At 32.6% G+C, this 24,369-nt stretch carries 19 protein-coding genes; 3 read left to right on the forward strand and 16 right to left on the reverse strand.

The annotated features are described in order from the left end of the window. Nucleotides 1-10: 10 nt before the first annotated feature. From QWY99_RS18010 to QWY99_RS18040, 7 genes are read right to left on the reverse strand one after another with little or no spacing between them, the layout of a single operon-like run. The gene (locus tag QWY99_RS18010) at nt 11-1,678 is read right to left on the reverse strand and encodes a tetratricopeptide repeat protein (protein ID WP_290267100.1); all 1,668 of its coding nucleotides are present in this window, start codon (nt 1,676-1,678) and stop codon (nt 11-13) included. A gap of 16 nt (nt 1,679-1,694) precedes the next feature. Further along, complete coding sequence (locus tag QWY99_RS18015; RefSeq protein WP_290267101.1) at nt 1,695-2,615, reverse strand: PstS family phosphate ABC transporter substrate-binding protein; 921 nt, start codon at nt 2,613-2,615, stop codon at nt 1,695-1,697. 2 nt (nt 2,616-2,617) lie between these two features. Next, on the reverse strand, nt 2,618-2,848 hold the full coding sequence (locus QWY99_RS18020; RefSeq protein ID WP_129540726.1) for a hypothetical protein: 231 nt from the start codon (nt 2,846-2,848) through the stop codon (nt 2,618-2,620). Then, nucleotides 2,848-3,642, reverse strand: a complete 795-nt coding sequence (locus tag QWY99_RS18025) for an energy transducer TonB (RefSeq protein ID WP_290267102.1) — start codon at nt 3,640-3,642, stop codon at nt 2,848-2,850. Before QWY99_RS18025 ends, QWY99_RS18020 begins: the two co-directional genes overlap by 1 nt. Nucleotides 3,643-3,681: 39 nt before the next feature. Further along, complete coding sequence (locus QWY99_RS18030) at nt 3,682-4,239, reverse strand: ExbD/TolR family protein (protein WP_290267103.1); 558 nt, start codon at nt 4,237-4,239, stop codon at nt 3,682-3,684. 19 nt (nt 4,240-4,258) lie between these two features. Beyond that, the gene (locus QWY99_RS18035; protein ID WP_290267104.1) at nt 4,259-4,870 is read right to left on the reverse strand and encodes an ExbD/TolR family protein; all 612 of its coding nucleotides are present in this window, start codon (nt 4,868-4,870) and stop codon (nt 4,259-4,261) included. Between the two features lie 45 nt (nt 4,871-4,915). After that, nucleotides 4,916-5,737 carry a MotA/TolQ/ExbB proton channel family protein gene (locus tag QWY99_RS18040; protein ID WP_290267105.1) on the reverse strand — a complete coding sequence of 274 codons (822 nt, stop codon included), beginning with the start codon at nt 5,735-5,737 and terminating at the stop codon, nt 4,916-4,918. Between the two features lie 376 nt (nt 5,738-6,113). Here QWY99_RS18040 and QWY99_RS18045 point away from each other — a divergent pair, with 376 nt between their 5' ends. Continuing rightward, a complete protein-coding gene (locus tag QWY99_RS18045; RefSeq protein ID WP_290267106.1) occupies nt 6,114-7,628 on the forward strand; it encodes a helicase HerA-like domain-containing protein in 1,515 nt (504 codons plus the stop codon). Between the two features lie 222 nt (nt 7,629-7,850). Here the strand turns inward: QWY99_RS18045 and QWY99_RS18050 are convergent, their stop codons facing one another. Both QWY99_RS18050 and QWY99_RS18055 read right to left on the reverse strand, forming a co-directional pair. Then, complete coding sequence (locus tag QWY99_RS18050) at nt 7,851-9,191, reverse strand: FAD-dependent oxidoreductase (protein WP_290267107.1); 1,341 nt, start codon at nt 9,189-9,191, stop codon at nt 7,851-7,853. 218 nt (nt 9,192-9,409) lie between these two features. After that, nucleotides 9,410-11,797, reverse strand: a complete 2,388-nt coding sequence (locus QWY99_RS18055) for a penicillin acylase family protein (RefSeq protein WP_290267108.1) — start codon at nt 11,795-11,797, stop codon at nt 9,410-9,412. 122 nt (nt 11,798-11,919) lie between these two features. Here QWY99_RS18055 and QWY99_RS18060 point away from each other — a divergent pair, with 122 nt between their 5' ends. Both QWY99_RS18060 and QWY99_RS18065 read left to right on the forward strand, forming a co-directional pair. Then, entirely contained in the window at nt 11,920-13,482 is a 1,563-nt protein-coding gene (locus tag QWY99_RS18060) for an AsmA family protein (RefSeq protein ID WP_290267109.1), read from the forward strand. A 107-nt stretch (nt 13,483-13,589) separates the two neighbouring features. Then, a complete protein-coding gene (locus tag QWY99_RS18065; protein WP_290267110.1) occupies nt 13,590-15,389 on the forward strand; it encodes a hypothetical protein in 1,800 nt (599 codons plus the stop codon). Nucleotides 15,390-15,481: 92 nt separating this feature from the next. Here the strand turns inward: QWY99_RS18065 and QWY99_RS18070 are convergent, their stop codons facing one another. The 7 genes from QWY99_RS18070 to QWY99_RS18100 all read right to left on the reverse strand — a co-directional run bounded on the left by QWY99_RS18070 (nt 15,482) and on the right by QWY99_RS18100 (nt 24,367). Beyond that, complete coding sequence (locus tag QWY99_RS18070; protein ID WP_290267111.1) at nt 15,482-15,916, reverse strand: glycine zipper family protein; 435 nt, start codon at nt 15,914-15,916, stop codon at nt 15,482-15,484. A gap of 161 nt (nt 15,917-16,077) precedes the next feature. Then, nucleotides 16,078-17,352, reverse strand: a complete 1,275-nt coding sequence (gene kynU / locus QWY99_RS18075) for a kynureninase (protein WP_290267112.1) — start codon at nt 17,350-17,352, stop codon at nt 16,078-16,080. Between the two features lie 139 nt (nt 17,353-17,491). After that, entirely contained in the window at nt 17,492-18,541 is a 1,050-nt protein-coding gene (queA, locus tag QWY99_RS18080; protein ID WP_290267113.1) for a tRNA preQ1(34) S-adenosylmethionine ribosyltransferase-isomerase QueA, read from the reverse strand. Between the two features lie 129 nt (nt 18,542-18,670). Further along, on the reverse strand, nt 18,671-19,900 hold the full coding sequence (gene aroA / locus QWY99_RS18085) for a 3-phosphoshikimate 1-carboxyvinyltransferase (protein ID WP_290267114.1): 1,230 nt from the start codon (nt 19,898-19,900) through the stop codon (nt 18,671-18,673). A gap of 82 nt (nt 19,901-19,982) precedes the next feature. Then, nucleotides 19,983-20,309, reverse strand: a complete 327-nt coding sequence (locus QWY99_RS18090; RefSeq protein ID WP_041518431.1) for a nucleotide pyrophosphohydrolase — start codon at nt 20,307-20,309, stop codon at nt 19,983-19,985. A gap of 1 nt (nt 20,310) precedes the next feature. Then, complete coding sequence (locus tag QWY99_RS18095) at nt 20,311-22,338, reverse strand: DUF3858 domain-containing protein (RefSeq protein ID WP_290267115.1); 2,028 nt, start codon at nt 22,336-22,338, stop codon at nt 20,311-20,313. Between the two features lies 1 nt (nt 22,339). Continuing rightward, entirely contained in the window at nt 22,340-24,367 is a 2,028-nt protein-coding gene (locus QWY99_RS18100; RefSeq protein WP_290267116.1) for a DUF3858 domain-containing protein, read from the reverse strand. Between the last annotated feature and the right edge of the window lie 2 nt (nt 24,368-24,369).

The raw sequence follows: 24,369 nt of genomic DNA on the forward strand, positions 1-24,369 counted from the left end.
AAACTTTAAATTATTTCAAAGTATTCAAAGACTGTGTTGCGTATGCGTTAGTAGGATCTAATGCTAACGTTTTATTAAAATATTCAATTGCTTTAGCTTTATCTGTATTAGCATAACTAGCAGCAATATTATTGTAAGCTTCTATGAATTTAGTTTTAACTGCTGGTTTCGCAAGCTCTTCAGCTCCCTTTTCAGTAGTTTTTGCAACATACTCTTCATAGTTCTTAGTCATTACTTCATCATTCTCAAGTAATCTATTTGTTCTTGCTCTGTATAAGTAAGCTTCTTGATATGTTGGTGAAGCCGTAAGTACGTTTACAAATGCAGCATCTGCTTTTTGTAAAGCAATAGGATCTGGCTTAACATTAGCTTTATTATTATCATAGAATATAGATAATCCATAATAAACATTATCATCTAAGTAAGTTGAAGATTCTGGAACTTTAGTACCAAATTCAAAAAGAGCAGCAGCTTCTTTGTATAGTTTTTTTCCAAACAATGCTTTTCCAAGATCACCTAAATCTTGAACTGCTAAAGGCTCCATTGCTACAGCTTTTCTAATTTCAACTAACCCTGCTTCGAATGCTGCTGGATCGATTGAAGCACCATCAGCACTTGTTCCTTTTTTAATTTTCGCAAAACCTAAATACAAATAATCTTTAGCAATAATTTTGTTTGAAGGATTCTTTACATAATCTTCTAACGACTTAATAGCTACATCAACATTACCATTTTCGTAAGCAGCATATCCTAAATATCTAAAAATTCTAGGATTTACTTTATCTAACTTAATCATTTCATTAGCCTCTTTCTCTAAAGCTTTGTAGTCTTCAACTAAAATTAAGAAATCTGCATGACGCATTCTAGAATGAATAGAATAATCAGTAAGCGTTAAATATTTCTCGTAGTTAGTAATTGCTTTTTTATAATTAGCTTCTCTTGTAGAAGGCTTGTTTCTTGCCCATTTGTAATATGTTTCAGCTAACTCTCTGTAAACAGGACCATAATTAGCATCTAAAGCGATAACTTCGTTGAATGCTTTAATAGCTTCATCATAAGATTTTGCCCCTTTTAACAATACTCCAAGTTGCATTTTTGCTCTCAACAAAGTTGGATCTGCTTGAAATGCATTACGGTATGCTTTATAAGCTTCATTTTGATTATTATCTCCATAATATGCATCACCAAGTGCTAAAAGTACTTGTGCATTTTGCGGATCTATAGTTAATGCACGGTTTAAAGTAGCAATAGCCGCTTTGTAATCTGGATTAACAGAATTTATATATGCTTTACCAATGTAGATAAACTCTTCTACATCTTTTCTTTTCATTGGCTTAGTTGCAGAAGCAAAATTAGCTTGAGCACCCGCTATGTTTTTATTGTCTAAATCTAATTGACCTAAACCAATATAACCAAGATTAGCACGACTTGAAGCAGCCACACTATTAAGATAATATATCTTAGCTGAGTCAGCAACTTGTTGACTTAAGTAAACATTACCCAATATAAACGGAGCCTCACCATCTGTTGGTTTTGCTTTAATAATTGATTGTAGAACTGTTTTTGCTTTTTCAAATTGCTCTGCATCGATAGCTTTTTTCGCTTGGCTTATATCTTGTGCATAGGCACCAGCAGCTGTCGCCATTAATGCAACACTAAAAATTTTAAATTTATTCATCTCTATTATAATTAATTTATTCTTTTTCTTTAATAATTTCATTTCTAATAATGAGCTTTCTTCCAGGAACTCGTATTGGCAATAATCCAGATTTTAAGACTATTCTTTGTCCAATATCCCCTCCTACAAAAGAAGCAAACCCTATACCTAAACCAGAGTAACCTTGACAATTTATAATATACAAATCACGTGCCAAAGGATAAGTCTCTTCTGCTATGTTGTTTTGAGTTGGAGCAATATACTTATCACTATTAAGACCTTTTACACTCAACACATTTACTTTAGCCACATATTTATTTAATTCTGGAGATGGTTGTGATAACCAATTTACACCTACAACCCCAATCATTCCATTATTTTCGGAAACGAATTTAATTACTTCTTCATTTGTTTTAAATGAAAAAACACCTTCTTTAGGAATATCTTTAATTTCCGCTAAAGATTTTAAATAACGTAACGTACTCGAGTTTGGATTATCAAAGACTAAGCCTTTAATATTAGATTCGGGTTTACCTTGCATAAAATTAATTACAGTTTTCAACGCAATTAAAGTATCATTATTGCCTTTGTTAGAAATAAATGCAATTGCATCTATAGCAACTGGTGACACTTTGGGTACTATTTTCTTTTTATTAAAAACGTCTCTCTCTTCTTTGGTTAAATCACGTGCTGTAAAAGCAACACTAGCTTTTTGATTCAATAAATCATTAATAACTTCAGCTTCAGATTTAGGTTTGATAGTAATTTTTGCATCATAAGTTCCCTCAAAAACAGCTACCTGATCTTCAACAATAGGAACCAATGTTTCATCTACAGCAATATCCATACTGCCTTTAAGTATCGTTTCTTTTTCATCTTTACCTTTTTCTTTTTGATTACAAGTAACGAATAAGAAACCAAACATTACTAATAACAAAATTTTACTATTCTTAAGCATGTCTAGTCTGTATTTGAATTAAAAAATCTAACAAATCTAATAAACGAATATACAATTAATAATACACCAAAAGCAACTCTGTATTTATATTCCATTGCAATTGGTAAAGTTTTCCAAAAAATAATGGCTAAACCTATTACGAAATACATTAGGAAGAAGAACATTCCTAAAACAAGAAGAAATCGCTCTTTTAGCGATTTCTTCTTAATATTATCAAGCAGTTGTTTCAACATTACTCTGCAGTTTGAATAGTAATAGGAAGAGAGTATAGTACTCTAACTTTTTTACCATTTTGTTCTCCAGGGTTCCATTTTGGACACTTCTTTAAAACTCTAATAGCTTCGGCTCCTGTTCCGTAACCGATGTCTCTTAAAACTTTAATGTCTGTTAATGAACCGTCTTTTTCAACTACGAAAGTTACAAAAACTTTACCTTTTAAACCTTCTTCTTCTGGAGATCTGTAATTATTAGCTACAAATTTGTAGAATTTTTCGATTCCTCCAGGGAATTCTGGTTTAACTTCGATACCAGCAGTGCTATACACTTGGTTATCTTCTTCAACTACTGCAGCTGTTCCTGTACCTACTGGTTCAACAGATAATACTGCATCTGGATCACCTTTAATAGTTTCAGCACCAATTTTTTTCTCTTTAAGCTCCACTAATTTTGGTGGCTCTTCAGTTACTTCATTAGCTTTTGCTACAACCGGCTTCACAAACTTCACTTGATCCACTTTTGGAGGTGGCGGTGGTGGAGGTGGAAGATTAGGCTTAATTTCCTCTTTCTTAGGAGGTAATTTTACAGTGGTAATCTTAATATCCTTAGTTTCTTCTTCTGTTTTAGAATCAGGTAAAAGGTTCGCGATAACTGGAGCAGCAATAAGAAGTGAAAAAATAATAGATCCTATGATAAGTGCTCTTACCGTAGTCTTCTGATTAGATTTTCTTAGCTCATATGCACCATATATCTTGTTACGCCCTTCGAATACGATATCAAGCCACTGGTTTTTTATAATATCTAATTTCATTTTTATTGATTATTAGGGTGTTAAAAGATAAGATTGCTCTTATTTTTTATCTACCAATTTTGCTTCCTCTGGTGAAAACTCATTAACAATTGCATAGGTTTCTACACCAGTAATAGCCATTTCATCCAAGATATCAACCAAATTTTTATAGGTAGATTTTTTTGTCGGTTTAATGATCACAATAATACCGTTTTTTGGTTTCCCAATTCCAGCAGAATATTCTAAAACAGATTTTTTTCTGCTTAACAATTCTTTACGAATCCCATCTTTACCGTAAGCAATTTCTTTAGGTCCAGCGATAGGAGTTTCTAGCAATCCCATATAATAAGTTAACTTATTATCAGCACCTAACATTAATGTCATAGTACGATTTTCATCAACTTTTATATCATTCTTTTCATTAGGATCTTTCTCTTTATCTGGCAACCCCAAGCTCATCGATTGAGGCTTTGACAACGTAGTGGTAAGCATAAAGAATGTGATTAATAAGAAAGCTAAATCCACCATCGCAGTTAAATCTACTTTTGCGTTTTGCTTTTTACTTCTTACTTTACCACCTTTTCCGCCTCCACCGTCGCCGGTATTTAATTCAGCCATTTTAGTGTATGTTTTTTAATTAAAAGTCTTTTCCTCTCAAACCAGTAACCAAGTTAAAGGTATTGATCTTTTGCTCTTGCAAAATGTCCATTACTTTACGAATTGCAGGATATTCTTCCTTTGCATCACCTTTTATAGCGAATTGTAATTCTTTATCAGCAACTTCAATGTTTGCAATACGCGCATTGTAAATCCATTCTTTTAACTGATTATCTAAAGAGTCTTTAGGAATACCAGGTTGACCAGCTTTACTTCTATCAGCCGCTTTCATTTCAATGATTTCTTTCAGATTTGAAATCGGAACTCCAAATCCTTCCATTAAAGAGAATTCAGCTTTATCATCATCAGTAAAAGCAACACCATATTTCTCTGACATAAGCTCCAAAGTTCTTTTACGAACTTCTCTTCCTTTTAAATCAAAAAATACTTTTCCTTTTCCTATTGTAATAGTAGCTAAATCCGTTTCAGGTAATTTAGTTTGTACAGTAGATGAAGGTGTGTCTACAGGAAGTGCCTCAGGCACTTTTGCAGTAGCAGTCAAGATAAAGAATGTCAACAAAAGAAACGCAACATCACACATTGCAGTCATGTCCGTAGACATTGACTTTTTTTTCATTTTTATTTTTGCCATTATCTTTTATTTTTAAATTTAGCAATAATCATGCTAAAGAATTAATTATTGTCTTAAACTTCCTCTGAAATGTCTGTAAGTATTAACGATAGTAGTACCAGCCTCATCAATAGAGTAAGTTAAGTCGTCAATTTTAGATGTAAAGAAGTTGTAAGCAATAATAGCAAAGATAGAAGTACTAATACCAGTTGCAGTATTTACAAGTGCCTCAGAAATACCATTTGCAAGTGCAGCTTGATCAGGAGTACCTGTAGCAGCTAACGCGCTAAATGCTTTAATCATACCAGATACTGTTCCTAACAATCCTCCTAATGTACCTAAAGATACTAAAGCTGAGATAATTGTCATGTTTTTCTCTAACATTGGCATTTCTAATGAAGTTACCTCTTCGATTTCTTTATGGATAGTTTCAGAAGCTTCTTCACTATTAAATCCTTCTTTTTTAACTTCTTGGTATTTAATTAAAGCTGATTTAATTGCATTTGCAACTGAACCTTCTTGTTTGTCACATGCAGCGATAGCAGCATCAATGTTTCCTTCTTTAATACTTCCTTGTACGTTTTTCATGAATTTATCCAAGTTTACTTTTCCAGCTGCTTTAGATATAACTGTATATCTTTCGATAGAGAAAACAAGAACCATTAATAACATACCTAACAAAATTGGTACGATAAGACCACCATGGTAAACCATACCTAATATATTTAATGGATGCCCTTCAACAGTACCACCTTCAAAATTCGAAGGAGATCCCATTAAGAAATTCCAAATACACCAACCCACAAAAATACATGCTGCAATAATCAATCCTGACACCATTCCTCCGCCATTTGAAGTACTTTCTTTTTTAACTTTAACGTTTGCCATTTTTTTTAATTTTAATAGTTTTAAATAATTTTATTTTTTAGTTATAATAAACTTGTAGTGGAGCAAATTTATATTTTTAGTTTAAATAAAAAAACTTTTTTCAGTTTTATTCCAATTATTTTAACCTAAACATAAAAAATATCTAACCCCCTTAATTGTATTTTAGATAAAATCGAAGTTAAAAAATAATTATTTATGATAAAATTTACAACGTTTTAGTAAAAAGAAACACAATCTGCCAAAATCTTGATACTATGTTAAGAAAATAATTTTTACTTTTATTTTTAACAAAAACAGAATTTTTTTACGCTAACATCTCTAAATTAAACGATTTAAGAAAAAAACAATATCTTGCAACTGAATTAATGTTACTTATATGAGCCAAAAAGACGAATTTATTCAAAGTATAAACGAAGGATATCAAACCAAGGGCGAAAATATCATCCTTGGCGGAGCTATCTATAATGGAGAGCCTCTAAATGCACACGTAAAAATACCTTTAAAAACATTAAATCGACACGGTTTAATCGCTGGAGCGACAGGAACTGGTAAAACAAAGACGATTCAGGTACTATCCGAGCAACTTTCTCTTGCCGGAATCCCCGTTTTAATGATGGATATTAAGGGGGATTTTAGTGGTATTGCGAAAGAAGGCGAAGAAAAGCCCTTTATTACTGAGCGTCATGCTAAAATTGATATCCCATATAAAACGTCTCAATTTCCTGTAGAATTAATGACTCTTTCGGACCAAAGTGGCGTGAGATTACGCGCTACTGTTTCTGAATTTGGTCCTGTTTTATTTTCTAGAATACTAGGACTAAACGACACTCAATCTGGTGTTATTTCGGTTATTTTCAAATACTGCGACGACAACAAAATGCCTTTACTCGATTTGAAAGACATTAAAAAGGTCATTAATTATATTACTGAGGAAGGAAAAGATGAAATTGCTGCCAGCTATGGTAAAATATCTACTGCTACCACTGGTACAATTCTGAGAAAAATAATCGAACTTGAACAACAAGGAGCGAATATCTTCTTTGGCGAATTATCATTCGAGATTGACGATCTTATGCGAATTGACGAAAATGGTAAAGGATACGTAAATATTATTCGTTTAACGGATATTCAGGATAAACCTAAATTATTTTCGACTTTTATGCTAAGCCTTCTTGCTGAGATATACCAACAAATGCCTGAAAAGGGAGATGTTGATCAGCCTGAGTTGGTCATTTTTATAGATGAAGCTCATTTAATCTTCAATGAAGCTAGCAAAGTATTACTAGAACAAATTGAGACTATCGTAAAGCTTATTCGTTCAAAAGGAGTTGGGGTTTATTTTGTAACTCAAAACCCAATGGATGTTCCTAGTGGTGTTTTGGCACAATTAGGATTAAAGATCCAGCATGCTTTGAGAGCATTTACTGCAAACGACAGACAAGCTATCAAAAAGACAGCCGATAACTACCCTACTTCTAAATATTACAAAACAGATGAACTCCTTACTAGTTTAGGTATCGGAGAAGCATTGGTAACAGCATTAAACGAAAAAGGGATTCCTACACCTTTAGTAGCGACTATGATGCGCGCTCCTATGAGCAGAATGGACGTACTGACAGAAAGTGAAATTCAGGAAATCAATCAGAAGTCTAAATTAGTGAAAAAGTATAGCGAAGTAATCGACCGTGAAAGCGCTTACGAAATGCTTACAAAAAAAATCAGCGATGCTGAAGAAGCTGCTTCACAACAAGAAGAAGAAAAACCTTCTAAGAAAGCAAGCAATGAGCCAAGCACTGCAAGTGTTGTTGGTAAATCGGTTCTAAAAGTAGTTACAAGTGCTACCTTTATAAGAGGCGTATTTGGCGTTTTATCAAAAATGTTCAAAAAGTAAAAAAAATATCCCCTTTTGATATAGTATCAAAAGGGGATATTTTTTTAAAAGTTTATTTTTTTGTTTCAGGTTTCAGGTTAAGACCGTGACTGAAAACTGAGACTATATTTTGTTTCAGGTTTCAGGTTTCAAGTTAAGACTTAGTCTGTAAACTGAGACTGAAGACCGCGACTATTTACCAAGTTAAGACTGAGACTGAAAACCGCGACTGAAAACTGAAAACTATTTCCCCAGCAAATCAAGGATTTTATTTTCGACAGTAAGACTATCCCAAATTTCTTCTATATTATCCATTCTCAAAACTTCTTCCATTATTGTATTCTGAAAATCTCCAATTGCTAATGCTTCCGCATAAGGACGTTCACTAAAAGTAACGCGACTGTAAAGCGGAATCCACTTATCAGGATGTTTATCTGAAAAACCTTTTTCTATCTTCTTTTGCAATAGGAATTTTTCATCGGCAGTTTTGGTGCTCATTTCCATAAAATTTCGATACGAAAGTTCTGCGATAGCATCTGCATTTGGCTTACGTGAAATTTCATACTCAGAGAAAATGGTCTTCCAATCGTCTCCGTATTTAAGCATCATTTCATATAAAACTGTTATATCTTCAAAACCTGCATTCATTCCTTGCCCATAAAACGGTACAATAGCATGACAAGCATCTCCAATCAAAGCAATTTTATCATTATGCGTCCAAGGAAAGCATTTCATCGTTACCAATGTACTTGTTGGATTATTAAAGAAATCTTCGGCTAATTTTGGTATAACCTCAATAGAATCTGGGAAGTTCTTCTCAAAAAAGTCTTCAACCTGTTTTCTATCTGTTAACGAAGCAAAAGAGTTTGCTCCTTCAAAAGGCATAAATAAAGTACATGTAAAACTTCCATCTAAATTAGGCAATGCAATAAGCATATATTCACCTCGTGGCCAAATATGAAAAGAGTTTTTATCTAATTTATGTGTTGCATCTGGATTTGCAGGAATATGCAATTCCTTATATCCCATGTTCAAAAATTCTTGTGAATAATTAAACATGCTTTGGCGTTGCATACGATGACGAATTCTTGAGAATGCACCATCTGCCCCAAAAACCATATCGTATTTTTTTTCTTCCCACTCTCCTCTTTCTGTTTCACCAATATGTAATGTCGCATCACTTAATGTAACATCCCATATTTTTTGGTCAAAGAAAAACTCGGCTCCAGCATTCTCGGCCAAATCAATCATTTTCCTATTCAGCGTTCCTCTAGAAATCGAATAAATACTTTCGCCTTCTTGCCCGTAATTCTGAAAATTAAGCTTATCCACTAAATGTATGGCTCTTTTATCCATCGGGATAGCAATTTCACGAACAGCATCTCCTACACCAACACCATCTAGTGCTTTCCATCCTCGATTAGACATAGCTAAATTTATCGATCGTCCCGAAAAATTAATTTTACGAATATCTGGACTACGATCATAGACATGAACTTCATGCCCTTCCTTTTTAAGGTAGATCGCCAACAATGAGCCAACTAATCCAGAACCTACAACAGCAATTTTAAGTGGAGTTTGCATTAAAAAAAAAATGTAATTATACGAATCGTAAAAATAAGTATATAATCTATAGAATAGGCTATAAATCAAAGAAATGTTTGGGCGTGCCCTTCCCAAAAGCTCAGGTCAGGCTTTTCATTCCAATCTTTTTTTCGTTCTTCAAAAAAGGATTTCCACTTCAATCCTTCACGCAATCAATTGCATAATAGAATAAACCAACATATAGAACCTATCTTTTTCTATTCCGGCTTAAAGAGTAGCTTAGTAGACGTTTTTATAATTTCCTCTTTATTTAATTTCATTTTGCGGAACTTTCCTGCATTGTATAACGCCGCTTGATCTGTATAATGTTTACTGAAAGGATTTCCAGATTGTCCAGTAGGCAAAATACTCCAACTATTTTCTACATCCGAAAAATCAACAACTCTTCTTGTCGACGGACCACCCTTTACATCATAAACGCCTTTATCTGTAAAATCAAAAAACTGATTATTAATCACTTCCGAAGAGCCAGAAGTTGCAAAAGGCCCAGCGTTAAATATTCCGCGTAAAGCAGCTACCTGACCAAGTGGATGATGATATTCTACCGTGTGTACTTTTTCCCATTTCCAATCTTGAACATTAGCTCCCAATTGTTTTTCTAATGCAGTTACCGCTTCATGGAATGATTTTATCAAAATCATACTTTTAGTTTCTTTTACATCCTTAGTCAATATATTATCCCACCAAACAGAATTTTCATTCTGTAATAGTTTTGCAATAACTTGCTTTACAAGATGAGTTCCTAAAAAGTCCTTAAAGCCATCCTTCCCTAATTCATCTTCAAAAGTGTTTTTTAAATACGAATACACCCATTTATTGTAAATTGTAGGCGCAACATCTTGTAAATTATTTGTTCCTTTCCAATCTTTAAGAACAGCCAATGCTTGTTTTTCATTTGCTGTAAGCGATTCCTTTTGTATGTCCGATATTAAATTGGCAACTACCGTTGGAGCAACTATTGTTGTATTGTCAAAAATCATTTTACTAACTGCTTCTTTATCCCAATCAGATTTTGCATCTAGCAATTGCGTAATTCTTTTGGCACGGTCTTCAGGTAAATAATACCCTGGATATAAAAATCCATCGATAGCTTCTGGCTGATTATTTGCTGAATATACATAACCCCATTCTGGATTCACAGCCGAAGGATTTTTGGAGAAATCTAAATATTCTGCAATATCATCTTTACCACTTGCACCATCAAGAATAAAGTTAGGATTTACTCCTTTATTGTGTCTATACAAGGTTCCTGTTGCCCACCAACCAACATTACCTTTTGCATCACCATACATTACATTTAATCCAGGTGCTGCAATAAGACTAACTGCTTTTTTGAAATCGTTTTTGTTTTTAGCGTGCGAAATACCATAAACGGCATCTAGAATTTTTATAGGTTGTTGTGTATAAACCCAAGACATTGCAATAGGCTTTGTACTATTCTTTAAATCTTCTATCAAACCATTCATAACAGGCCCATGACGACTTATTTTTACATTTACCACAACATCCGATGAATCTTTTACTTTTATAGTTTTCTTTCTGGTTTCATATTTTTCATAACCATTTGGTGTCTTGTATTCGTTTGAATCTCCTTGTTTGTCTTCTTCTTGGTAAAAATCGATATCATCATTTTCAAACATGGTCAATCCGTAAGCGTATTCTCTATTATGTCCTAACAAAGGATATGGAGTTCCTGCCAAATAACAACCATACAATTCAAAATCTGGAGTTACGATATGAGCTTCATACCAAGTTCCTGGCTGTGAAAACCCAATATGCGGATCATTGGCAAAAATAACTTTACCATTCTTTGTCTTCTTAGAAGAAATTACCCAACTATTACTTCCTATAAAAGGCGGAATTGGAGATTTGTCAAGAAGTGAAGCAATCGATTTTGAAATTGCTGCATATTCTTCTGGCTTCTCTTTTGCACTTTTTATTTGAGTTGTATTCAATTCACCATTTAATCCAAAATCTTTTAAATATTCATCTCCGTATTTATTACGAATATCAGTCAATAAAGGATCTGTCTTTTGAGCCATCGCAAAACTAAATGACATATATCCGAAAATATTATAGACATCTTTTATCGTGAATTTTTCTTTTTTCACTTTAACCAATTGAAATTCTATTGGCGTTACGCCTTCATCCATGTATTGGTTAATCCCATCTAAATAAGCCATTGCTAATTGATAACTCTGACTGTTTTTATCCAACTGAGCTATTGCCTTTTCCGAGGCTTCTTCAATTCCTAAACCAGAAAAGAACTTGTCGTTTTTCAGCATTACAGAACCGAAAATTTCTGACAGTCGTCCAGATGCTATTCGTCGCATTAGCTCCATTTGCCACAAACGATCTTGAGCATGCACATAACCTAAAACAGTCATGGCTTCTTTTTGTGAATCGGCATAAATATGTGGTACTCCAAAATCATCAAAATATACCGTTGTTTCTTTTTGGATATTTTTCAGCTTTACCTCTCCCTCATATTGAGGCTTTAAATGAAAGATATAAGTGCACAAACCAATTCCTAAAACAATAATTAGTAGGAACAAAACAAGCAGTATTTTTTTAATTTTTTTCATGTTTATAAATTGATTAAGTAACTATTTTAACGAAATTCTTTATTATCAAAATCACAATTGTATCTAAAAGTTATTCCTTTTAAGTCAATAAATTTATATATTTAAAATAAAATACACACTAAATGTCTTTAAATAAAAAAATAATCATAGGAATTCTTTCTTTTCTACTCCTCTTGTTTTTAATAAACTCGGGATTAAATTTTTGGGTAAAAAAACAACTTCCTAAGATTATTCAAGACAACAATACAACTCCTTACCAAATTACATACGAGGATATTAAAATTGATCTTTGGTCGGCAGCTATCTACGCTTCTAATATTGTTATCAACCCAAAAAATGCTCCTAAAGATAGTGCAACCAAAATTGGAATTTATTCTAAAATCGGAACTGTTGCTATAAATGACTTTAGTATTTGGAAACTAATTTTTAACGATGTCCTACATGCCAAAACTATTACAATTGACCAAGCCCGTGTAATTTTATATAAAAAGGATGAAAAAGCAATTGATGACAGTAACAGCATTCGTACACAGGTTATTGAGCCATTTCAAAAAATTATTGTTGTTTCTAATATTTATCTCAATAAAGCAAGCCTAGACATCATGTCTACCCGAACGAACAAGCCTATTTTATACTCTCGTAATATTGCGCTTATATTAGAAGGAATTGTTATTGACGAAACAACTCTTAAACAAAAAATTCCTTTCTCTTATCAAAAATACGCTGTGAATTGTGACAGTACCTATTACAAACCCAATTCTTTTTACGCAATCAATGCTTCGAAAATAGCGACTAATAATCATTCTTTAAAAATAAAAAACTTTAGTTATATTCCTTTATACACTCGCCCGCAATTTGTACAAAAAATGACCAAAGAAAAAGACATTTTTACTATAAAAGCAACTGATACGAGCATTAATTCTATGGATTGGGGATTTAAGAACGATGTGTTTTTCTTTAATGCCAACTCCATTATTCTTGATGATTTAGATGCAAATATCTATCGAAACAAAATCCCAGCAGATGATTTAAGCAAAAAAGTACTCTATAATACTTTGCTACGGAAAATTCCATTCCCTTTAAAAATTGATACGTTATCCATTAGAAACTCGAAACTAGTTTATGAAGAGGAGATCAATTTTCAAAAAGGCCCCGCAATACTAACTTTTAGTAGATTTAATCTAAATGCAACAAACATTCAAAGTGGTTATGGTTTAAAAAAAGCTCCTGATTTAGACATCAAAGTCAACTGTCTTTTTATGAAAAACTCTCCATTAAAAGTACATTGGACATTGAATGTATTAGACAAAAATGATGGTTTCCGTATAAAAGGAAGTATCGCTAAATTTGATCTTCAGGCAATGTATGCTTTTACAAAACCTTACACCAATACTTCATTTAAAGGTACTTTTGATGATTATCATTTTGACATTACTGGAAATGATAAAAAGGCTTCAGGAAATGCCAGTTTAAAATATAAAGACTTAAAAGTTACGTTATACAAAAAGAAACATCCTGAAAAAGAGGCAAAACTAAAAAGCGCTGTTGCCAATTTAATTCTGAAAAAAGACTCTGATAATGAGGCCAAAAAAGTAAAAATAGAATTGGAACGAATTCCCGAAAAGTCTTTTTACAATTTTTTATGGAGAAGTATAGCCGAATCTTTTAAGGAAATCTTAATTTAATTGCTACACAAAACAAACTTAATCATCTATAAACATGATATATATCAGTTTTTATATAAAATGATTTTACAAAATTTGCCATTTATTAAATTTTATAATAATAGCAAATGACTAAAAATCCTATACACTCTTTTCATATTCCTGTAATGGGTCTTGCTTATACTATTGACAGCCCGATTCGAGTAGCCAAATATGGTATCTCTTCTGTGATTTCGATAGCTGATGATGAATTAATTGAGAAGATGACTGCTTTTTATTCTGAAAAATTCAATTCTTCTTATCAGGAAATAAGCCAAAAAATTCATGATTATAGAGCCAAACGCATTACAACCTACTTAAATTTAGTAGATAAAATTGTAAAAGAAAAATTCGAAAATTTTAAAACTGAATTGTCTGAAAGCAAATTAGCATTAGAAAACTACATCGCAATGCTTCCTAATAGCTCTGAAATTAAAAAAGGGATTTTGAACTTAATGGAAGATGGAATTTCATTTAAAGAGAACATCCAAAATTATATTGAGTCACACCTTTCTGCTGGTGCTATCGACGTAAATATAATGACAAAGCTAGATAAAGATAATTTTATCAAAGACGAACAATTGCCTATTGAGTTTAATGATGCTCATGCGGCGCTTCGTGGTTTTGCCAACAGTAATCTAGAATCTTCTTTAGTTCTTTCTGCGGGTATGAATCCTAGATTATATAGCTACTTCGAAAACTTTCCTGACTTTTTCCCAAATAGCAATAATGAGCTTAAAAAGAAAATAATATTGAAAGTAAGCGACTTTAGATCTGCAATGATTCAAGGTAATTTTTTGGCAAAAAAAGGACTATGGGTTTCTGAATATCGCATTGAATCTGGGTTAAATTGTGGTGGACATGCTTTTGCTACCGAAGGATTATTACTGGGCCCTATATTGGAAGAGTTTAAAACTAAAAAAAATCAGTTGATTCAATCTGCTCATGATTTAATGGTGAAGGCTTTACAACAAAAACAATTTCTAGTTCCTGAAAAACCTTTACCTCTAAAAATCACTGTACAAGGAGGGGTAGGAACTGCCGAAGAACATGAATTTTTATTAGACAATTACAGTGTAGATTCTGTTGGTTGGGGAACTCCTTTTTTATTAGTTCCTGAAGCTACTTCAGTTGATCAAATTACACGAAATTTATTGATGAAAGCCCAAGAGGAAGATTTATATTTAAGTCATATTTCGCCTTTAGGAGTACCATTTAACACTTTAAAAGGAACTACTAACGAAATCCTTAAACAAAAGCGCATTGATGAAAATAAAGCGGGGAGTTCTTGTCCTAAAAAATTCTTAGCTTTAAGTAAAGAATACGATCCTCAAGGTACTTGTTCTGCATCAAAAAAATACCAAGATTTAAAACTAGCTGAATTAGAAAGTAAAAAAGATTCTTTTTCGCCAGAAGCTTTTGAAAAGAATAAAACTGCTATTACCGAAAAATCATGTTTATGTGTAGGTTTAGCAAATGCCTCTTATTTAGAGAATGATATTAAGATCAAAGGGCAAGCTCAAGGTGTTGTTATCTGTCCTGGTCCAAATATGGCCTATTTTGACCAAGAAGTCTCTTTAACTGATATGGTACAGCATATTTATGGAAACAAATCGGTTATACGCGTCGATAATCGTCCAAATCTATTTGTAAAGGAATTAAAAATGTATCTCGATTATTTCAAAAAAGAAATCGAAAATATTTCGACTGAAATAACTACGGCACAAACTAAAAAACTGCAAGCCTTTAAAGATAATCTCTTAAGCGGTATTTCGTATTATGAAGATCTACTTTCCTCTTCTTCTTATTTCAAAAATGAGAAGGCAAAAATTCAAGATCAATTTAATGACTACAGAACCAAGCTAATTGCTATTGCTATTCCTGTATAAGAAATGAAAGTATTACATACAAAAACACCTCAAAAATTAATTTGAGGTGTTTTCTTTTTTAAACTAACTAACCACTTAATAAAAAGTTTTTTCTATTCTTTCTTCTTTTTCTTTCCGTCTATTATTGCTCCAGTTCCAGCGCCTAGACCAGCACCTGCCAATCCACCTATTATTGCACCTTCTCCTTTTTTCTTACTAATAACCGCTCCTGTAACTGCACCTACTCCAGCGCCAATTACAGCTCCTTTTGCAGTTGAGCTCCATCCTTTTTTCTTTGGTGCTGGTGCTGCTGGTGCTTGCTGATTTACAACAACTACTTTTTGAGGCACTGCTTCTGCTTGAATCTTTTCTTTTTCTTCCTGAATTTTTGCCATTTCAGTTTTCATCGAATCAATTACTTTTTGCTTTTCTATTTCAACTTTCATTGAATCAATGCTTGCTTGCTTTGCTTTTTGAATATCCATTTTCCCTTGATTTTGACAAGAAAAAATCGCAAAAGAGAATACTATTAAATATAATGTTTTCATGATCGTAAATTTTAGTTTTTATAACATTACAAAGTAAAACCTAAGCCCTTACTTGTTGCTTACATAATTTTAAAAAATCGTTACAGAATTAAACTATACTAAAAAGTCGGCTAATTCATAACAATCTGAATTAGCCGACTTTAAACTATTTTACATCTAGATTACTCTAATATTCCTTTTTTCAGAATTTGCCCAAAATCATACATGTCTTCAAAAGAACAATACAAAGGAACTGGTGCTAAACGAATAACGTTTGGTTCTCGCCAATCGGTGATAACTCCATTTTTCATTAAATAGTCAAATAAGCTACGTCCTTCTCCATGTAAAAATACAGATAATTGCGAAGCTCTTTCTTTAGGATCTGCTGGAGTAATAACTTCAAAATTTCCTTTTACTTCTTTGTCTATTTCATGTAGAATAAACTCTAAATAAGCTGTTATGGTATCTCTTTTTGCAATTAAGGTATCCATTCCTACTTCATCAAACATTTCTACTGATGCAAGATAAGGCGCTAAAGATAGTACTGGTAAATTACTTATCTGCCAACCATCTGCTCCATGAGCTGGATCAAAATTAGGTTCCATTTTAAAACGACGTTCTTTATTGTGTCCCCACCAACCTGCAAAACGTGGCAAATCTGGATTATTATGATGTTTTTCATGCACAAAGCAACCAGATGCATTTCCTGGCCCTGAGTTCATGTATTTATAACTACACCAAGCTGCGAAATCAACATTCCAATCGTGTAATTCTAATTTTATATTTCCTGCTGCATGAGCTAAATCCCAACCTACTTTGGCTCCTGCTTTATGTCCTGCTGCAGTAATGGTTTTCATATCAAAGACTTGTCCTGTATAATAATTTACTCCGCCTATTAACACTAAAGCCAGCTCGTCTCCAACTTCTTCAATCTTTGCAAGAACATCTTCTAAACGAATATTATGTTCTCCTTCACGGCGCTTAATCTCGACAATTGCATCTTCTGTTTTATAACCATGAAAATGTACTTGACTCTGAAACATGTATTGATCTGAAGGGAATGCTTTCTCTTCACAAATAATTTTATATCTGGTTGCCGTTGGTCTATAGAAAGAAACCATCAGTAAATGAAGGTTTACTGTTAATGTATTCATCACGGTAACTTCACTTGACAAAGCACCCACAATCTTACTAAGCGGTTTAGCGAAACGTTCTTGATAATCCCACCATGGTTTTTCGGCATAAAAATGACCTTCAACGGCTAGATTTGCCCAATCTGTCATTACTTCATCAACGTAAGCTTTTGTTCTTTTAGGCTGTAGTCCTAAAGAATTTCCAGTAAAATAAATAACCTTTTTATTATTCACTTCAGGAAAAATAAATTCATCCTGATATTTATTTAATACATCTTGTGAATCAAGATTTTGAGCAAATTCTCGGGTGTTTTCGAAAGTCATTGTTTGAATTTTGTTTTGTAAATGTAGAGAAAAAAGACCTAACACAAAAGAAGAAAACCAAAAGCCTGTGTTAAAGATTGCTCAAAAAAAAATCTCGCTATTACTAGCGAGATTTTTGAATTAACCTTATTGTATATCTTTAGATAATAAGCATTGCATCACCATAAGAGTAGAATTTGTATCCTTCTTTTATAGCTTCTTCATATGCTCTTTTCATTAAATCATGTCCACAAAAAGCAGAAATCATCATTAATAATGTTGATTTTGGTGTATGGAAATTTGTAATCATACAGTTTGCAATACTAAAATCATGAGGAGGGAAAATAAATTTATTTGTCCAACCTTCAAAAGGATTTAATGTATTTTGAGATGAAACAGAACTTTCAATAGCACGCATTGAAGTTGTTCCTACTGCACAAATACGTTTCTTCTTTGCTTTTGCATTATTAACGATTTCACAAGCTTCTGGAGTAATAATTAACTCTTCAGAATCCATTTTGTGTTTCGATAAATCTTCAACCTCAACTGGATTAAAAGTTCCTAAACCTACGTGAAGTGTTACTTCTGCAAATTTTATTCCTTTAATTTCTAGTTTTTTCAAAAGGTGCTTTGAGAAATGCAGTCCAGCAGTTGGTGCTGCAACAGCCCCTTCTTCTTTAGCATATATCGTTTGATATCTTTCAGCATCTTCTGGAGTTACATCTCTACTGATATATTTAGGAATTGGAGTTTCTCCAAGTTCTGTTAATTTATTTCTAAATTCTTCGTAAGATCCATCATAAAGGAAACGTAATGTTCTACCACGAGATGTAGTATTATCAATTACCTCAGCAACTAACGAATCGTCATCACCAAAATATAATTTATTTCCAATACGGATTTTACGGGCTGGATCTACCAAAACATCCCAAAGGCGTTGCTCTGAATTTAGTTCTCTTAATAAGAAAACTTCAATTCTTGCTCCAGTTTTTTCTTTGTTTCCGTACAAACGAGCAGGGAAAACTTTCGTATTATTTAAAATAAGAACATCACCATCATCAAAGTAATTGATTACATCTTTGAACATTTTGTGCTCTATAGTTTGTTTTTTACGATCAATTACCATTAAACGAGACTCATCTCTGTTTTCAGCTGGAAATTCAGCTAAAAGTTCTTTTGGTAAATTAAATTGAAAATGAGATAATTTCATGTAGTCTATTTATTTAGAGTGCAAATATACGATTGTGAGATAGGCGTTGTCAAGTCTTTTGGCTTTTATTTAGTTTAAAAATTGCAAACTTCAAAATTTATTCCTGTTTTTAGCCGTAAACATTGATTATTACGCAACTATTTCTGTTGTCTCAAAACCTAAATTTATCAAATCTTTCCAAAAATCCGGGTAAGATTTAGAAACAACTCCTGCTTCTTCGATAATTATTGGCACTTTTAACGCCAATGGAGCAAATGCCATTGCCATACGGTGGTCATTATAAGTAGCAATTTTTATATTCGGATTAATCTCATTTGTGGCAATAAGTGTTAAACTATCATTGGTAACTGAAATATTAGCCCCCAATTTAGTTAGTTCTATTCTTAACGCTTCAAGTCTATCTGTTTCTTTAATTTTTAAAGTATGTAGCCCCGTTAAATGACAGCCTATTCCTAAACCTAAACAGGTAACCACAATTGTTTGTGCAATATCTGGGGTATTGTTTAGTTCAAAATTTACAGTTTCAAATTTAAAATCTGCCTGTTTTACCAAAGTCATTTTATTATCATGAAATGTAGTTTGAACTCCCATTTTCTCGTAAATCGATGTCAATGCTGCATCTCCTTGCAAGCTATTTTCTTTGTAACTACTTAGTGTAATCGATGCTGTATCAGCAAGAGCTACCAAACTAAAAAAATAGGATGCCGAACTCCAATCTGACTCAACAACCATTTCTTTTGCAGTCACCTCTGATTTTGGATATACTTTAATTACGTTCCCTTCAAAACTAGTCTGAATTTCTAAATCATTAAGCAAAGCCAACGTCATTTTGATGTAAGGCATAGAAGTAATTTCCCCTTCTAATGTTAGTTCTAAACCATTTTCTAATTTAGGCGCTACAAGTAATAATGCCGATATATACTGGCTACTCACATTGGCTGCTAGTGTAACTTTTGAGGCTGTTATTTTCTTTCCTTTAATGCGAATTGGAGGATATCCTTCATCTTTTAAATATGATATCTCTACGCCTAACTGAGCTAAAGCTTCAACAAGAATTTTAATCGGACGTTCCTGCATTCTGCTTGAACCCGTCATTACAACTTCTCTACCCTCGTTAACCGCAAAATAAGCTGTTAAAAAACGCATTGCTGTTCCTGCGTGATGAATATCTACTATTTCCTCATTACCTACTAATGCTTTTTGCATTACTTCGCTATCATCAGAATTTGATGTATTGGCTAAACTAATATTTGGAAACAAAGCTTGTAACAACAACAATCGATTCGTTTCGCTTTTTGAGCCAGTTACTGCAATTTGTCCTTGTAAATTAGCTTGAGATGTTTTTAATAGTAAATTCATTGTAGGGTAATTGTTTTTTATGCGTTTGGGCAAATTTATTTCAAAAAAAGGATACTCCAAAGCTTTACCCTAACTTATCACATTATTTTAATTTATCGTTGTTTTTATGACGGTCTTTATCTCGAATAGACTTCAAATCCATTTTTTTATCAAAAGCAGCCTGTAAATCAATTCCTGTTTGATTTGCTAAACATAAAACTACAAAAACCACATCGGCTAATTCTTCTCCAAGATCTTTGTTCTTATCGCTTTCTTTTTCTGATTGCTCACCATATCGACGCGCAATAATCCTAGCTACTTCACCTACTTCTTCTGTAAGTTGCGCCATGTTGGTTAATTCATTAAAATATCGGACTCCATGTTCTTTTATCCAAGTATCAACATCTAATTGAGCATTTTTTAAATCCATTTTATATTCTTTTTAAAACTATTTTTTCGTTTACTTTATCAACCATTCCTTTGTAATATCCTTGCAACATCGAATAATAATCTGTTGGTATAATCGCAGCATTTATCTGATGCGTAACAACCAATTGTAAAGTATTTTGACTGACAGCTGCCATAAATTTAAATACCCCTAGGTTATCTTCCATTGCAATTGCAATTGGCTCAGGAAGCGACTCCACCATGTAACCATCAGGAATTTGAATTGTTATATTATATTTATCAGAAAAGGGAAAACCATAATCTACAGGATATTCTCTCTTTTCTTGCTTAAATGGGTTTTCCTTTTGTGTATAAAACAACATTGGACTTATATAAATTTTCCCACCTATAACTTCACATAAATTAGAACCTGTAAATGAAAAAGTTTCAACAGTAGGTAACTCCAATTCTTTTTCGTTTAATCTATTATATTCACTTATTTCAATTTTGCCATTCTCATTTTCTAACTTTTCTAAGTAAGAATCCTCTTTAACATTATCAACATTATTTCTAAATATCATGGCATTATAATCCGTGTATTGTCTCCTTGTCTTACCTACAACACCTCCTTCTGGAGTCACACTATAATTAACTACAATATTACCAAATGACTGTTTATTAGGCATTAAATCAACTTCCTCCGAAGTTCCGTCTTTACGTATTAACCTTCCCAGCCAATTTAAAGCTCGAAAGGGTAAAATTCCAGGAGTAGCAAATTTACTAGATCCATCTAACAAAATTACTCCTTTATCCGTTTCTACCGCTGCAATTACATAATTAAAAGCAGTTCGATTAGGGAACATTGCAATTCCGTTAGAGCGTGTACTCACTAAAACAGGGTTTGCTTTTAATCCTGAAAAACGCAACATCGCAGTTAACATAAGATTTATATCTGCTATGTTACCTGTTTTCTCTTTATATGCTTTTTTAACTCCATTATCGCATCCGTAATCAGAGTATCCATTCCAGCTGACTCTCGATTTTACAAAATTAAGTATTGCCTTAATTTTTTCATCTTGCGTATTTACATCTGTTAGCAATACTTTTAAATCATCTTCAAAATACCCGGTTTTATTTAATTCCGGTCCAAAACTATCATAATTATATATTGTTTTCACTACTGAATTCCAATCTGCCGAAAATAATTCAGTCGGTTTATTTGGAAATTTTCTCACAGACAATTCATGCTCTATAGCTGAAGTATAGTTATCCACATTATTAACATAACCTTCTTCCTTCATCGCTGGTAAATCCTTAATAATATAAGTCGTTTTTGTTTCTAAATAATCTACTCTTTTATTTGAAAAAATAGTATTCATTGCATATCCAAATCCTCCTGGTTCAACCCTTTCTTTATTAATAAAAATAATAGATGCCGTTTCTTTATCGACTGTAACTACTGGAAAAATATATCCTTTTTGCTTTACATTAAAAACATAATATTCTGGAATACGAGTCGTAAATTCTGAATAGTTTACAGGTATTGAGGTCTGAAAATACCAATCTCTCATTGATCCAATATTTGGAGATTTTATGGTATATTTATATTCAATAACAGATCCTTCCTTTACATTAGGCATTGTTATTTTTTTCTGATTACGATATTTATTTACATTTTCATCAAATATACCATCACTTTTAAGCTTTACTTTCTCAATTTTACCTGCAACTAAATTATAAGTTACGGCATCCGAAAAAGTAACATTTTCTCTCGAACCTCTATCTCCTACATAATACGTTACATTTAGATTTGCCCAATTGTACCCTTCTTTTTTATAAATTTTAATTCGAGATTCTACATCAGTCATCATTATAAATCCATCATTCATATCATATTCAAGACGAGAAACTCCTTTCTCATATAAGACTGCTGCAACAGCTGAAGTGTCTTTCGAATGCACTTTTTCTTGCAATTCTGCAATAGATACTTTTCCTAAATCATAACTTTGCGCATTGATTTTTGAAATTTTAAGAAATAAAAAAACAACTATTACTAAACTCCAAAACCTCATATTATATTCTTTTTAAAACTATTTTTTCGTTTACTTTATCAACCATTCCTTTGTAATATCCTTGCAACATCGAATAATAATCTGCTGGTATAATCGCAACATTTATCTGATGCGTAACAACCAATTGTAAAGTATTTTGACTGATAGCTGCCATAAATTTAAATGCCCCTAGGTTGTCCTCCATAGCCATTGCAATTGGTTCTGGAAGTGACTCCACCATGTAACCATCCGGAATTTGAATTGTTATATTATATTTATCAGAGGAAGGGAATCCATAATCTACAGGATATTCTCTCTGTTCTTGCTTAAATGGGTTTTCCTTTTGCGTATAAAATAACATTGGGCTTATATAAATTTTCCCTCCTATAACTTCACATAAATTAGAACCTGTAAATGAAAATGTTTCAACAGTAGGCAACTCAAGTTCATTTTCATTTAATCTTTTATATTCACTTATTTCAATTTTGTCATTCTCATTTTCCAACTTTTCTAAATAAGAATCCTCTTTAACATTATCAACATTATTTCTAAATATCATGGCATTATAATCCGTGTATTGTCTTCTTGCCTTACCTACAACACCTCCTTCTGGAGTGATACTATAAGTAATCGCGATATTATCAGATGATTGTTTATTTGGCATTAAATCAACTTCCTCCGAGGTTCCGTCTTTACGTATTAACCTTCCCAGCCAATTTAAAGCTCTAAATGGCAAAATACCAGGAGTAGCAAATTTACTAGATGCATCTAATAAAATTACTCCTTTATCCGTTTCTACCGCTGCAATTACATAATTAAAAGCCGTTCGATTAGGGAATATTGCAATTCCGTTAGAGCGTGTACTCACTAAAACTGGATTTGCTTTTAATCCTGAAAAACGCAACATCGCAGTTAACATAAGATTTATATCTGCTATGTTACCTGTTTTCTCCTTATATGCTTTTTTAACCCCATTATCACATCCGTAATCAGAGTATCCATTCCAGTTAACTCTCGATTTCACAAAGTTAAGTATCGCCTTAATTTTTTCATCTTGCGTATTTACATCTGTCAGTAACACTTTTAAATCATCTTCAAAATACCCTGTTTTATTTAATTCCGGTCCAAAACTATCATAATTATATATTGTTTTAACAACTGAATTCCAATCTGCCGAAAATAATTCGATAGGTGCATTCGGGAATTTTTTTACAGACAATTCATGCTCTATAGCCGAAGTATAGTTATATATATTATTAACATAACCTTCTTCTTTCATCGCTGGCAAATTCTTGGCTACATAAGTAGTTTTAGTTTCCATATAATCTACTTTTTCATTAGAAAAAGTTGTTTTCATTGCATATCCAAATCCTCCAGGCTCAGATCTTTCTTTATTTACAAACACAATAGAGGCCATCTCTTTATCAACTGTAACTACTGGAAAAATATACCCTTTTTGCTTTGCATTAAAAACATAATATTCTGGTATGCGTGTTGTGAATTCTGAATAATTCACAGGTATAGAGGATTGAAAATACCAATCTCTCATTGATCCTATACTTGGAGATTTTATAGTATATTTATATTCAATAACAGATCCTTCCTTTACATTAGGCATTGTTATTTTTTTCTGATTATAATATTTATTCACATTCTCATCAAATACACCGTCACTTTTTAATTTGACTTTTTCAATTTTACCCGCAACCAAATTATAAGTTACGGCATCCGAAAAAGCAACGTTTTCTCTCGAGATTTTATCTCCTACATAATAGGATACATTTTGATTTGCCCAATTGTACCCTTCTTTTTTATAAATTTTAATACGACATTCAACGTTAGTCATCATCACAAACCCCTCATTCGTGATATATTCAACACGAGAAACTCCTTTTCTATATAAGATTGCAGCAGTAGCCGAAGTGTCTTTCGGATGTGTTTTTTCTTCTAATTCTGCGACGGATACTTTTCCTAATTTAAATTCTTGTGCTGTGATTTTCGATAAAGAAAATACAACGAAAAAGACGATGGTTAATTGGTTAATTTTCATAA

The organism is Flavobacterium branchiarum (assembly GCF_030409845.1).
Classification (GTDB): Bacteria; Bacteroidota; Bacteroidia; order Flavobacteriales; family Flavobacteriaceae; genus Flavobacterium; species Flavobacterium branchiarum.

What these genes read in the sequence shown, in the direction of transcription:
- QWY99_RS18010 (WP_290267100.1), bottom strand. Translation starts at nt 1,678, where the DNA reads ATGAATAAATTTAAAATTTTTAGTGTTGCATTAATGGCGACAGCTGCT.
- QWY99_RS18015 (WP_290267101.1), bottom strand. Translation starts at nt 2,615, where the DNA reads ATGCTTAAGAATAGTAAAATTTTGTTATTAGTAATGTTTGGTTTCTTA.
- QWY99_RS18020 (WP_129540726.1), bottom strand. Translation starts at nt 2,848, where the DNA reads ATGTTGAAACAACTGCTTGATAATATTAAGAAGAAATCGCTAAAAGAG.
- QWY99_RS18025 (WP_290267102.1), bottom strand. Translation starts at nt 3,642, where the DNA reads ATGAAATTAGATATTATAAAAAACCAGTGGCTTGATATCGTATTCGAA.
- QWY99_RS18030 (WP_290267103.1), bottom strand. Translation starts at nt 4,239, where the DNA reads ATGGCTGAATTAAATACCGGCGACGGTGGAGGCGGAAAAGGTGGTAAA.
- QWY99_RS18035 (WP_290267104.1), bottom strand. Translation starts at nt 4,870, where the DNA reads ATGGCAAAAATAAAAATGAAAAAAAAGTCAATGTCTACGGACATGACT.
- QWY99_RS18040 (WP_290267105.1), bottom strand. Translation starts at nt 5,737, where the DNA reads ATGGCAAACGTTAAAGTTAAAAAAGAAAGTACTTCAAATGGCGGAGGA.
- QWY99_RS18045 (WP_290267106.1), top strand. Translation starts at nt 6,114, where the DNA reads ATGAGCCAAAAAGACGAATTTATTCAAAGTATAAACGAAGGATATCAA.
- QWY99_RS18050 (WP_290267107.1), bottom strand. Translation starts at nt 9,191, where the DNA reads ATGCAAACTCCACTTAAAATTGCTGTTGTAGGTTCTGGATTAGTTGGC.
- QWY99_RS18055 (WP_290267108.1), bottom strand. Translation starts at nt 11,797, where the DNA reads ATGAAAAAAATTAAAAAAATACTGCTTGTTTTGTTCCTACTAATTATT.
- QWY99_RS18060 (WP_290267109.1), top strand. Translation starts at nt 11,920, where the DNA reads ATGTCTTTAAATAAAAAAATAATCATAGGAATTCTTTCTTTTCTACTC.
- QWY99_RS18065 (WP_290267110.1), top strand. Translation starts at nt 13,590, where the DNA reads ATGACTAAAAATCCTATACACTCTTTTCATATTCCTGTAATGGGTCTT.
- QWY99_RS18070 (WP_290267111.1), bottom strand. Translation starts at nt 15,916, where the DNA reads ATGAAAACATTATATTTAATAGTATTCTCTTTTGCGATTTTTTCTTGT.
- kynU (WP_290267112.1), bottom strand. Translation starts at nt 17,352, where the DNA reads ATGACTTTCGAAAACACCCGAGAATTTGCTCAAAATCTTGATTCACAA.
- queA (WP_290267113.1), bottom strand. Translation starts at nt 18,541, where the DNA reads ATGAAATTATCTCATTTTCAATTTAATTTACCAAAAGAACTTTTAGCT.
- aroA (WP_290267114.1), bottom strand. Translation starts at nt 19,900, where the DNA reads ATGAATTTACTATTAAAAACATCTCAAGCTAATTTACAAGGACAAATT.
- QWY99_RS18090 (WP_041518431.1), bottom strand. Translation starts at nt 20,309, where the DNA reads ATGGATTTAAAAAATGCTCAATTAGATGTTGATACTTGGATAAAAGAA.
- QWY99_RS18095 (WP_290267115.1), bottom strand. Translation starts at nt 22,338, where the DNA reads ATGAGGTTTTGGAGTTTAGTAATAGTTGTTTTTTTATTTCTTAAAATT.
- QWY99_RS18100 (WP_290267116.1), bottom strand. Translation starts at nt 24,367, where the DNA reads ATGAAAATTAACCAATTAACCATCGTCTTTTTCGTTGTATTTTCTTTA.